The following is an 11,459-nucleotide window of genomic DNA, read 5'->3' as shown; positions in this document are numbered from 1 at the left end:
AATTAAAGCTCTGACATATAGCCACTAAAAACACTATATATAGCAATAAAAATTACTGAAATGCGATCTTATTTATATAACAAAGAAAAATAACATCAAAAAAAATACTGTATTATCGACACTAAATATTATATATCTAATTCTATTTTCGTAATCCAACTATATATATCTTTTGATTTATATAGAGCAGGCAAAGACTTACTAATCTCCACTTCAAAAATGAACGGTAAATTTGTATGTCTATCCTTTTCACTTTTAAAGAGAAGAGGGAAAATGTCATACCTTATAAAATTAGATAATATATCCACTCTAGAATCAGGATAATTGCTAAAGATATTTTCAAAAGAGACATGAGTATAATCATAGGGCACATTATCATCAAAAATAATATGTTTTATTCCTTTGATGGCAGCTTGACTAACTCTAGGAATTTTATTTTGATGGTCATCAAAAAAAACAACAACTTTATCTCTATCTTCATCCACAATCTGAACATCTATATTTGAAAAATCCTGCCAAGTATACTCTACATCATTCAATCTATATTCCGGTTCAAAAAATGATTTATCTAAAAATTGTCTACTGGCTAATATTGGATCACTACATAAAATCTTTACGTTTGGTAACGCTTGCCTGATAACCCATGTAGAAAATCCTCTCCAAGTGCCTATTTCAAGAACAAGCTCTGGTTTGGGATTCATTTCTCTTAGAAAATAAAAAAGAGAAAATGCTCCTTGACAACCTAGGCCGTTATTGTTTTCAAAAGGTCTACCCTTCCATATTACTTCCCATTCTTTAGCTAGTTGCAGTATTTTATCATTATCCATAGACTCCCCCTTGACATAAAACCAACATAACCTTTAATAAAAAAATCAAAACATCACCTTAAAAATAATTATTAAAATAACATATAAAAATTAAAAAACACATGACACCCCTAATTAGCAATAAAACAAAAAAATTTTCTAGATTGAACTTAATAGTCTATAGGGTTAGATATAGGTTAAACAGTTGTGGATACTATAACGCCTAAAATCTAACTGCCAATATATTTATGGTTCATAATACTTTTATATACGCGCTCCGCATCTGCTTGTGTGTATTCCTTTAACCTCCAGCAGTTGGTGCTGAGAAACTCGGTTTTCCCTGTGTATTCAGGTATAAAATTAACACCATTTTGTTCTTTTAGCCTACGGGAAATTTCGTTGTAATAATACGCGGGCTGCTTACAGAAGTCTTCATACTTAACTACCAGTTTTTTGTGTTCTGGTAAATCCTCGATACCAGCTTCTACAGAACGATTAATAGCTGCAATCTGACCTGCTACAGATTCTAGTGGTTCAAGGCCCTTTAATTTTGGGTATTCCTTTATCTTAAAGGAATACCAGGTATTAATGTCGCCATATTGACGTTTTCTGGCTTCCAGAGCAGACTGTATATTGAAGATAGGGTCACGGTGAATCCAGATAAACAGCGACTTATTGAACTGCTGTGCCAGTTCAGGAATGTTTTGATTCATGATCATCCCCTTCATGGCGAAAGGCTTTTCCAGAATATTGGCTAGCGCATTCAGCTCGTCTCTGAACCCTGTCAGATCTGCTTTTTCATGCAACTTCTGAGGTGGCAGGTAATCCTGCTCATCAAAAGGCAGAAAGCGACGCCAGAAGTACCAAAATTCATTGGGTGCCAATGCTCCTTTTGTTTTTCCGTTATCAGAGCTGAAGTTAATATCAGAGTTAAAATCTAAAATTTCATCTCGAAAGTTATATCTTTCATCGGTTAATAGCTGTTGAATTTTAGCCCCCACCAAAGGTGCGCCAAAAAAACGTGAGAGCATATTGGTTGGATAGGCAGTAAGGCCTGTGTTAGCAAGCCATTGCATAAAAAGCGTACTGCCTGAGCGGTGTGGTCCCATCAAAAAAATTTTTGAAAAGTGCTCTGTAGTGTTATCAAGGTAACTCTCATTTACACTTGCCAGACTCCCGTTAATGTCTTTCAGTAATGATTCAAGAGATGAAATCCGTGCGTATTTTTCTGTCCTATCTTCAGGAGTGGCCATATATAAAACCTTTTAATTTATTGCTAGTAGACTGATCAGCCTGTCCATGTCGCCTTCGTTGTAGCGCTGATCACAAGGCAGGAACAAACCGTTCGTAACAAGATCCCATTCGAAAGATCCCTCTTCCACCCGCTCCAGCACCTCTGGCCAATAGGTTGGAATAAAGATTCGCTGACTAATCAATGCTGACTTGCTGGACGTATCTATATTCGGCAGAAACGGATAACACAAGGGTGCCACCGTTTCGTCAATCTCAAAGTTCAGCTTATTATATTGGCCCAGACGCTCATGAAGATGCAGAGCGTTTCTAGCTCGTGTAGTTCTGGCTCGTTGATAGTCGACTGACTGAAGTAGGCGCTCCGTTAAACAGGACATCCCCTGAACTGGCAAGCTCGAGATTGCTTGCTCGGCCTCGATATATTGCTGATAAGCTTTTTCCGGGCTGTTAGTAAGCCTACTGATCAAGTGCGCCATTCGTGATTCAGAAGATTCATCCCGTTTTGAGGGCTGCTTGATGCGAGGATCCTTTGAATATAATAAGCCTCCATCTGGTAGACCGAAGAATTTTCGTGGGGAATAGATGGTTGCAAGAGAGTCAACAGGCTTCGCAAAGTAGGCTTGCGAGCAATCAATAATCATTTTTTTATGGCCGAATCGACTTCTACTACGTTTAACAGCTTCACCACTGAGCCCAAAGTAGTCAACGGTCAATATAAACTCACCTGCCTTGAGCTGCAGTTCGGAGTCTACATCAAAACTGCTATTAACCTTATAAAACTCAATGGCAACATCTACATCGTTTGCAGCCTCTATTACGGCATTACAAGTATATGTAGGCAACCAAATTTTTCTTGCTTCTGCCGAGCTCAGAACAAGTTTAATAGCAGATCTAGCAGAGTTAGTTTTAATCATCCCTTGTGTAGCGATTGCGTCAATAAAGGGAAGCTCTAACCCCTGATAACCACCAATTGGCGGGTTTTTACTAAAACCCATCATCAGGCAACCGACCTTAAAGCCATATACCAATTCAGAAATTTAACCAAGCTCATAACGCTCCATGTGCTCTATTACTTGACTTGGCGGGCAGTTCATTAGCATATCGATAATCGACAAATTGGGAACAAACTTGTCAACTCCCTGCGAGTACACCACCTGTAATGAGTCAATAAACTTCAAATCAATTCCTTTCTCGACAAAGTCTTGCTTGGCATAAAGCTTTCGACCACCAGGTGCGTTGATGTAACAATCAGCGTCGAACTGGTGACACAAGGCAATCAAGCGGTCTCGTGCACTGGCAGAGCGGTCATATTCAAGCTCACTGGTTTTCTTGAACTGCTTTTCTAGACCAAGATAAGAAAAGATCTCTTCATAACTCTTTTGGCAAACGGTTGCAATCGTTCGATCCTTCAGTTCCAGAGCTCCGCGAATCATTGGGAAGACATCGTCAAAATAAGGAGCCTTGGAGTAGCTTTGACTTATCGTTTTAATAACTTTTTCGACATCCACGGAAAACTCAAGCGCTGATATCAATTTGTTCGAAGAAGCGCCCGGCACTGGAATAGTAAGTCGTGTAGCACCATTTGCTGAAAGAATACTGTTTCTGTTTACGTAGCCCTGTTTTATGTACGCAACATCGTCGTAAATCATAAAAAGGTCAGTAGCGTAGATCAGCTGAAAGTAGCCGATGTAAGGAAATAGGTATGGCTGCATGACTGCCAGTTTCATGCCTTTAGCTCCATCTCAATCAAGTTGATAATACTTTGTTGGTCATCCAGGGAGAGCCGATCAAAGATCGGCAGGCAAAGTATCCGGCTAGCGATAACTTGGGATGCAGTCTGGTCTGCCTTAGCGCCCAAACACTCCACTGACTCCAGTGAAGGATAAAAATACCGCCTGGCCATTACACCATGCTCTTTAAGTGTCGCAGCCACCTGCACTGCCTGCGCTTCACTGTTAAACACCACCGGAAAATAGGCATGGTTATAATCCAGTGCATCAGGCTTGGCCTGTAGCTGTACACAGTCCGCCAGAGCCTGCTCATAGCGGTGCCATACATTGGCACGAACCGCCAAGTTTTCTTCCACTTCATCCAACACACACAGGCCCATGGCGGCCTGCAGCTCGTTCATTTTGGCATTAATGCCCAGTTCTTCTATGGTTTCTGGTCCGGTAATGCCAAAGTTGATCATTTTTCTCGCCCGTTCCAGATCTTCCTTGCACTTGAAGATAATGGCACCGCCTTCACCAGTGTGAAACAGCTTGGTGGCATGAAAGCTGAGGGTGGCGGCATCGCCGTGTTTAAGTAGGCTTTCGCCCTTGTATTTTACGCCAAAGGCATGAGAGGCATCGTAAATCACCTTGAGGTTATGCTTAGAGGCAATGGCATCAATCGCTTCTACATCGCAAGCATTGCCAAAGACATGCACAGGTACAATAGCTTTGGTATTCGGAGTTATTGCGGCTGCTATATTGCCTGGATCCATACACCAAGTATACGGATCTATGTCTACAAAAACGGGGGTTATTCTTTCCCACTTTAACGAACTTGCGGTAGCGATAAAGGTGAAGGGTGTGGTAATCGCTTCTGGCTGATTTATTTTAGTGTCATCAGCTATTCCAAGTACACGATATGCGACTTGCAGTGCAAGTGTACCATTAGCAACCAGCAGTAAATTCTCTACCCTTAAATAGCTTTCAAGCCGACGAGTTAGCTCTTGTACTAGTACGCCATTATTCGTTAGCCATTGGCGTTCATATATTCCATCTATATACTTATTTAGCTTTTCTCGACTTGGAAAGTAGGGCCTTGTTACTGGAATCATACACCTTCTCCGGATAGTGCTAAAAGATACTTTCCATAACTATTATTTACTAATAATTTAGCTGTATTTAAAATATCTTCACTACTTAGCCAGCCATTGCTATAGCCTATTTCTTCTAAACAGGCTATTTTATAGCCTTGTCGTTTTTCAATGGTCTCTACAAAACTGCTTGCTTCCAGCATACTTTCGTAGGTTCCGGTATCTAGCCAAGCAAACCCACGGCCTAGCAACTCAACATTTAAGCTGCCACGTTCTAAGTAGACCTGATTAATGCTGGTAATTTCTAGCTCGCCACGATGCGAAGGCTGAACGTCTTTAGCAATTTCAACCACACTGTTATCGTAAAAATATAACCCTGTTACTGCATAATTAGATTTTGGTTTTGCTGGTTTCTCTTCAATAGAAATAGCTTGTTTATTTTTATTAAATTCCACCACCCCAAAACGCTCTGGATCTTTAACTTGATAACCAAATACCGTAGCGCCTTCTTTTTTATTAATGGCCTGCCTTAATTTTGGAGTGAAACCATGGCCATAAAATACGTTATCGCCTAGCACTAAGCAGACATTACTTTCGCCTATAAAGTCTTCACCGATAATAAAAGCTTGCGCTAGCCCATCTGGGCTGGGTTGTATAGCATAACTAAGATTAATACCGAACGCACTGCCGTCACCGAGCAAACGTATAAAAGCGCTTTGGTCTTCTGGAGTAGTTATAATTAGTATGTCGCGTATTCCTGCCAACATAAGCACAGATAAGGGATAGTAAATCATCGGCTTATCATAAATTGGCAGTAGCTGCTTAGAAACGCCTTTTGTAATAGGATATAATCGAGTCCCTGAACCACCAGCCAACACAATGCCTTTGGTGTTGTGGCTCATACTATTACTCCCAAGCGTTCACCTTGATAACTACCGTTTTGGACTCGCTGGCACCATTCTTGATTACTTAAATACCACTGTACCGTTTTACGGATACCGGACTCAAAAGTTTCTTGTGGTTTCCAGCCAAGTTCACGCTCTATCTTTGTTGCATCTATGGCATAACGTCGATCGTGCCCAGGCCTATCTGCAACCTCAGTAAGTAACAAAGCGTAAGGACCGCTAGGAGATGAAGCCAATTCATCCAAAATGCTACAAACAGTCTGCACCACTTCTAGATTCGTTTTTTCGTTATGGCCACCAATATTATAGGTTTCACCTACTTTGCCTTCCGTTATCACTTTATAGAGCGCGCGGGCATGATCTGCTACATATAACCAATCACGAATTTGATCGCCTTTACCGTAAATAGGCAATGGCTTTCCTGCTAATGCATTTAAAATAACCAATGGAATGAGTTTTTCAGGAAAATGGTAAGGACCATAGTTATTAGAACAGTTAGTCACTATTGTGGGTAAACCATAGGTTCGTTGCCAAGCGCGGACTAAGTGATCACTAGCAGCTTTAGAGGCAGAGTATGGGCTACTAGGAGCATAAGCTGTTTGTTCAGTAAAGAGCGGAAGCTCCGCTTCCCTAGTGTTAAGTGCTGAGTTTTTAATGTTGAATGTTTGATCTCGCAACTTATCACTCACCACTAAACACTCCGCACTATCACTCGGGTGTGGCAGGTCACCATAAACCTCATCAGTGCTAATGTGATGAAAACGAAAAATTTGTTTACGCTTAACATCTAGCGCTTGCCAATAACTACGACTAGTCTCAAGTAGATTGTAAGTACCCACTATATTGCTCTGAATAAACTCACTAGGCTCATCAATAGATCGATCAACATGACTTTCAGCTGCTAAATGCATAACCGCATCAGGTTGGTGTTCAGTAAATATTCGTTCTAATTCTACTGCATTACAAATATCGACCATTTCAAAAGCATAACGTGAACTTTCACTTACTGTTAGCAGGCTTTCTAAATTACCGGCATAGGTAAGCTTATCTAAGTTCACAACACTATCTTGTGTATGGTTAATTATATGCCGAATTACAGCCGAACCAATAAACCCAGCGCCACCGGTAACTAAGATTTTCATAATCCTGTACGCCCTATTCCAAAATACATTAAGCCAGCACGACTCACTGCACTTGGCTCATAAAGGTTACGGCCATCAACCAAAACGGGGGATCGTAGCTGTTGTTTAAGCCAAGTGAAGTCTAAGGTACGGAACTCTTTCCATTCGGTACAAATCACTAACGCATCCGCTTGCTGCACGGCTTGCTCTTTGTCAGAATTCAAAGTTAGTAATGGTAGCTGATCGCTTCCTTGCTTGGTGCGCAACTGTTCAGGATAAAGCCGAGCACATTCGGCCATGGCTTCTGGATCATAGGCTTGCACAAAAGCGCTAGCTTGCCACAGTGCTTCCATAAGTACTCGGCTGGGAGCTTCGCGCATATCGTCGGTATTGGGTTTAAAAGCTAAGCCCCACACTGCTATGGTTTTACCCGCTAGTTGGCCATCAAATGCTTGATTAAGTTTGCTGAACAACACCGTTTTTTGCCGTTGGTTAACCGACTCAACCGCTTGCAGCAGCTCACTGGGGTAGCCTATTTGCTTGGCGGTGTGATTTAAGGCTTGTACGTCTTTAGGGAAGCAAGAGCCGCCATAGCCACAGCCTGGGTAAATAAAGTGGTAGCCAATGCGTGGATCACTGCCGATGCCTTGGCGCACTTCTTCTATGTCTACTTGTAGCAAATCCGCAAGATTGGCCATTTCATTCATGAAGCTAATTTTGGTGGCCAGCATAGCATTGGCGGCATATTTAGTTAGCTCTGCGGCGCGTACTTGCATAAACATCAGTTTGTCGCGATGGCGGTTATAGGGCGCGTAGCATTCGCGCATTACATTTTTTACCCACTCAGAATCTGTGCCGACTATGATGCGCGGGCCACGAGTGAAGTCTTCTATCGCCGCGCCTTCTTTCATAAATTCAGGGTTTGAGCACACGTCAAATGACTGGTCTAACGCCCTGCTTTGCAGTTGTTCAGTTATAGCAGCGGAGACTTTATCAGCCGTACCCACAGGTACCGTTGATTTATTGACGATCACTTTGGGTGATTGCATGTAGCTGCCAATACTGTTGGCGACTTGCAACACGTAGTTGAGATCGGCACTGCCATCTTCATCGGGCGGCGTGCCCACGGCAATAAATTGTAGGGTGGCAAAGTGTACCGCTTGCTCAACATCGTCGCTAAACTGCAAGCGACCCGCTTCGCTATTGTGGGCAATCAACTCTTGTAACCCAGGTTCAAAGATAGGCACTTCGCCATTACGCAGCGCTTGAATACGCTTTACGTCGACATCCATGCACAGCACCTGATGGCCCACGTCAGCGAAGCAAGCCGCTGCCACTAATCCTACATAACCAGAGCCATACACAGTAATTTTCATGCCGTTCCTTTGAGCCGGTAAAGATAATTTTTACTTTATTTTTTTAAGATGCAATTAGACCACAAATATTGGCAGGTCGGCTAGTTTGAAGGGCAATGTTGAATTTTTAATGGTGAGTGTTTAATGGAAAATCAGCACCCAGCGCCAAGCTTTAAAGTACCAAAACTAACAGCGAGATCCTGACGTTCGTCAGGATGACGGCTTAAAACCTAAGCTGCGCCATTGCCGAAATCTTGAAACCTCATTATCTGCAACGAAATCCGCTAAACCCGCGAAAAAATAAAGAAGAATCTAAAAAGATATCTCAACGGGTAAAGTCCTTATTAATAGTAAGCTTTCATCACTTTTCATGCTTACCACTTTTCGTATTTATCTCAGCTTAATTTTTCCGTGTTCTTCCGTGACTCTCGTAACAAAGAAGCGTGGCAAAAGGTGTTTAGGGCTTTAAGTCGTTCCGCCAGCGGCGAAATGCAAAAGCAAGCGTTCGCCTACAAAACTAGATCCTGACCTGCGTCAGGATGACGGCGAAAAACACAGCAGACACAGCCCCTACGGCCGTCATACCGTGCTCGCCTCGGTATCTCGCTCTTCTGCCTTAAGAATGAGATCTTGACCGGCGTCAGAATGACAGCGAAAAACAGTTTGATGTGCTTAACAAATAATAAAACCCCTCTCACAAACGTACAAAATACTCTACAATACCTAGTATAAATCAAGGTATGTAGAGTATTTTGTACATTATGACGTATTTAGAATTAGGCCAAGCAGTGCGTGAGCTGCGCCTGCGGCAGAAAATATCACAGCAACAGATGGCTGATCATTTGGCCATTTCACGTACCACTTTAAATGCGTTTGAGCTGGGCCGCTCGGGAGACGTAGGCCTGAAAAAGGTAATGAAAATGCTAGATTATTTAGGCTCTGAAATATCACTTCGTGAAAAATCGCCCTTCCCTACTTTCGAGGAACTACGCGATGGCCGTTAATGATAATCCTTTGTCAGTATGGATAGCAGGGCAAGCTGCCGGTGAGCTGTTTAGTGAGCAAGGCGAGTTTGTATTTCGTTATGGACCTGATATGACTGTGCAAAATTTTGTCTCGTTAACCATGCCGGTGCGCAGCCGAGATTATTCACATTCTTCATTACCACCGTTATTTGAGATGCATTTGCCCGAGGGTTATTTGCTATCGGTGTTGCAACGTCACTTTGCCAAGCTCAGCGGTGCTGATGACTTGAGCTTACTTAAGTTGTTAGCGCCCAGCGTACGCGGGCGGGTGCATTATCAAGTAGATATTGAAGCCGTTCAGCCCTTGGAGCTTACAGACTTACTGTCCCCTACTGCGGGGCTATTTGATGAGTTGGTAGTACGCTTTGCTTTGCACTCGCCTGTAAGTGGCGTACAGCCCAAAGTGTTGGCGCAAATCCATGATAAAGCCACGTTGCGCATGGAAGATTACATTGTTAAGGCTTGGGGCCCAGATTATCCACAGTTAGCACTAAATGAATATTGGTGTATGCGGGTATTAAAAGCCGCAGGCATTGCTGTGCCTGAATTTTATTTGTCCGACGATAGCGCTCTTTTTATTATGAAACGTTTTGATTTAACCTCGACTGGGCAATGGCTTGGTTTTGAGGACATGTGCGTATTAGCAGCCAAAAGTCGCAAGCAAAAATACGAGGGTAGCTATGAACAGTTAGCTAAAAGCATCACCAGTTTTGTTTCTCCACAACACAAAATCGCAGCACTGCAGCAGTTTTTTAAGATGATGGTACTGAATAATCACTTACAAAATGGTGATGCACATTTAAAAAACTTCGGCCTCCTGTATGAAAACATTCATAACATCTGGCTAGCACCCGCTTTTGATGTGGTTAGCACTACGGCTTATATTAAAAATGATGTGTCTGCATTGACTTTAATGGGTAGCCGTAAATGGTGGTCGCGTAAACATTTGTTAACTTTTGGCATACAGCATTGTGAATTAACTCAAGCACAGGCGAATGCTTTATATGATGAGTGCGAGCAGGCGATGGGGCTAGTAGCAGCACAAATACAGCAAGCACTAACTACAGAAGTGATGGCTGATAAGCAGCAGATACTCATGCATTTGTTATCATGCCTTGCGCCAAAGTGAGCCGACCTGAATTGAGTATCTACAAAAAATACTTCTGTCACAGTGTCGGATCAGCTTGGATATCTACTCTTATCCCTAAAAACCAAGCGAGATCCTGACGTGCGTCAGGATGACGGCTCAAGGGCAGCGCTACCTTGCATAGTCTCTTAGCGTCTTTGATTTTATGTTGAATTACCGCCCCGCGGCTGGTTATAGCCACCATATTGTGCTGGCGGTTCCTGCGGCAGGCGTTCCTGCGACGTAGCTGCGCTTTGATTTCCACCCTGTTGTTGTGATGGCTGCTGGTGTTGAAACCCTCCTGACTGTGGAGCTTTAGCGCCCTGCTGAGGAGGCTTGGCGTAGCCCTGTTCTTTAAGTAGCTGACAGATACCCGCAGGGATGTGAGCGTTAAGCTTCATGGCCTTTAATTTAACTTCGGTACGTGGTTTTCTTGTTTCTTTATCTTCCCACTGTTCAATTTCGAACTTACCTTCCAAGTCGATATAATCACCAATGGTGAGCGGCGGCAAATCCTTCAATTTTCCTACATCGACTGCAATAAACTGGGTGCGTTCGATAAATTTTTGCTCTTTTTTAGAATAGTAACCATCGTCAATGGCCACCACGAACATGCCAAACGGGCCGTATTGACCATGTTTAATAAAGGTTTTAGAGACATAGCCTGATATCTGCCACTGATTCTTTTTATTGTTTTTGGTGATAAACATATTGAGTTCCCTCTTATAAAAATTCCAACTAAGAAAGCCAAGGTAAGGTGATACCTAGTTAAAGGTAGCTGTTGGAAATTTTAAAAGGAGAGCGTTACCGGATAGCCCAAGGCAAGAGATGGCCGACGGGGCCGTCAGGCTTGAGGTGCTGCAATTGTGCGAACTGTGCTGAGCTACAGAGCAATGTTGAATGGTTAATGTTTCCTGATTACGTATTAACCTCAGCTACTGTACCGTCCTGTTTAGGTTTGTTCTTTTGTAGCTGCCAACTTGTTAGGCAGGCCAGCCTTGCTGGCTGTTATTGAGGTTTAGATTTAGACCAAAACACTAAACCGGGCCGAAGTCCTCTTCGCCGAA

Annotated in this window: 11 protein-coding genes; 2 read left to right on the top strand and 9 right to left on the bottom strand. The window is 42.7% G+C overall.

Going from position 1 to position 11,459, the window contains the following annotated elements; genetic code table 11:
• Positions 1-128: 128 nt before the first annotated feature.
• From ACEN2G_RS03005 to ACEN2G_RS02970, 8 genes are all read right to left on the bottom strand, one after another.
• Entirely contained in the window at positions 129-827 is a 699-nt protein-coding gene (locus ACEN2G_RS03005; protein WP_442019983.1) for a hypothetical protein, read from the bottom strand.
• A gap of 209 nt (positions 828-1,036) precedes the next feature.
• On the bottom strand, positions 1,037-2,059 hold the full coding sequence (locus tag ACEN2G_RS03000; RefSeq protein WP_442019982.1) for a sulfotransferase: 1,023 nt from the start codon (positions 2,057-2,059) through the stop codon (positions 1,037-1,039).
• Between the two features lie 12 nt (positions 2,060-2,071).
• Positions 2,072-3,055: a hypothetical protein gene (locus ACEN2G_RS02995; RefSeq protein ID WP_442019981.1), complete on the bottom strand. Its 984-nt coding sequence runs from the start codon at positions 3,053-3,055 to the stop codon at positions 2,072-2,074.
• Between the two features lie 39 nt (positions 3,056-3,094).
• Positions 3,095-3,784: a WbqC family protein gene (locus ACEN2G_RS02990; RefSeq protein ID WP_442019980.1), complete on the bottom strand. Its 690-nt coding sequence runs from the start codon at positions 3,782-3,784 to the stop codon at positions 3,095-3,097.
• Entirely contained in the window at positions 3,781-4,881 is a 1,101-nt protein-coding gene (locus tag ACEN2G_RS02985) for a DegT/DnrJ/EryC1/StrS family aminotransferase (protein ID WP_442019979.1), read from the bottom strand. Before ACEN2G_RS02985 ends, ACEN2G_RS02990 begins: the two co-directional genes overlap by 4 nt.
• On the bottom strand, positions 4,878-5,762 hold the full coding sequence (gene rfbA, locus ACEN2G_RS02980) for a glucose-1-phosphate thymidylyltransferase RfbA (protein ID WP_442019978.1): 885 nt from the start codon (positions 5,760-5,762) through the stop codon (positions 4,878-4,880). Before rfbA ends, ACEN2G_RS02985 begins: the two co-directional genes overlap by 4 nt.
• On the bottom strand, positions 5,759-6,907 hold the full coding sequence (locus tag ACEN2G_RS02975) for a dTDP-glucose 4,6-dehydratase (protein ID WP_442019977.1): 1,149 nt from the start codon (positions 6,905-6,907) through the stop codon (positions 5,759-5,761). The genes rfbA and ACEN2G_RS02975 overlap by 4 nt, the downstream gene beginning before the upstream one ends.
• Positions 6,904-8,262 (bottom strand): UDP-glucose dehydrogenase family protein, encoded by a 1,359-nt coding sequence (locus tag ACEN2G_RS02970; protein WP_442019976.1) that lies wholly within the window; start codon positions 8,260-8,262, stop codon positions 6,904-6,906. Before ACEN2G_RS02970 ends, ACEN2G_RS02975 begins: the two co-directional genes overlap by 4 nt.
• Positions 8,263-9,002: 740 nt before the next feature.
• On the opposite strand from ACEN2G_RS02970, the gene ACEN2G_RS02965 reads away from it, so the two are divergent.
• Positions 9,003-9,245: a helix-turn-helix transcriptional regulator gene (locus ACEN2G_RS02965; RefSeq protein ID WP_442019975.1), complete on the top strand. Its 243-nt coding sequence runs from the start codon at positions 9,003-9,005 to the stop codon at positions 9,243-9,245.
• Complete coding sequence (locus ACEN2G_RS02960) at positions 9,235-10,395, top strand: type II toxin-antitoxin system HipA family toxin (protein ID WP_442019974.1); 1,161 nt, start codon at positions 9,235-9,237, stop codon at positions 10,393-10,395. The genes ACEN2G_RS02965 and ACEN2G_RS02960 overlap by 11 nt, the downstream gene beginning before the upstream one ends.
• A 161-nt stretch (positions 10,396-10,556) precedes the next feature.
• Here the strand turns inward: ACEN2G_RS02960 and ACEN2G_RS02955 are convergent, their stop codons facing one another.
• Positions 10,557-11,102, bottom strand: a complete 546-nt coding sequence (locus ACEN2G_RS02955) for a hypothetical protein (protein ID WP_442019973.1) — start codon at positions 11,100-11,102, stop codon at positions 10,557-10,559.
• Between the last annotated feature and the right edge of the window lie 357 nt (positions 11,103-11,459).

The sequence above is a fragment of the Oceanisphaera sp. W20_SRM_FM3 genome (assembly GCF_052119705.1).
GTDB lineage: Bacteria > Pseudomonadota > Gammaproteobacteria > Enterobacterales > Aeromonadaceae > Oceanimonas.
Note: the sequence above shows the minus strand (reverse complement) of the source record. Positions and strands in the feature narration are given on the sequence as shown.

Coding starts and splice junctions, on each gene's coding strand:
- ACEN2G_RS02985 (WP_442019979.1), bottom strand. CDS start 4,881: ATGATTCCAGTAACAAGGCCCTACTTTCCAAGTCGAGAAAAGCTAAAT.
- rfbA (WP_442019978.1), bottom strand. CDS start 5,762: ATGAGCCACAACACCAAAGGCATTGTGTTGGCTGGTGGTTCAGGGACT.
- ACEN2G_RS02975 (WP_442019977.1), bottom strand. CDS start 6,907: ATGAAAATCTTAGTTACCGGTGGCGCTGGGTTTATTGGTTCGGCTGTA.
- ACEN2G_RS02990 (WP_442019980.1), bottom strand. CDS start 3,784: ATGAAACTGGCAGTCATGCAGCCATACCTATTTCCTTACATCGGCTAC.
- ACEN2G_RS02955 (WP_442019973.1), bottom strand. CDS start 11,102: ATGTTTATCACCAAAAACAATAAAAAGAATCAGTGGCAGATATCAGGC.
- ACEN2G_RS03000 (WP_442019982.1), bottom strand. CDS start 2,059: ATGGCCACTCCTGAAGATAGGACAGAAAAATACGCACGGATTTCATCT.
- ACEN2G_RS02995 (WP_442019981.1), bottom strand. CDS start 3,055: ATGATGGGTTTTAGTAAAAACCCGCCAATTGGTGGTTATCAGGGGTTA.
- ACEN2G_RS02965 (WP_442019975.1), top strand. CDS start 9,003: ATGACGTATTTAGAATTAGGCCAAGCAGTGCGTGAGCTGCGCCTGCGG.
- ACEN2G_RS03005 (WP_442019983.1), bottom strand. CDS start 827: ATGGATAATGATAAAATACTGCAACTAGCTAAAGAATGGGAAGTAATA.
- ACEN2G_RS02970 (WP_442019976.1), bottom strand. CDS start 8,262: ATGAAAATTACTGTGTATGGCTCTGGTTATGTAGGATTAGTGGCAGCG.
- ACEN2G_RS02960 (WP_442019974.1), top strand. CDS start 9,235: ATGGCCGTTAATGATAATCCTTTGTCAGTATGGATAGCAGGGCAAGCT.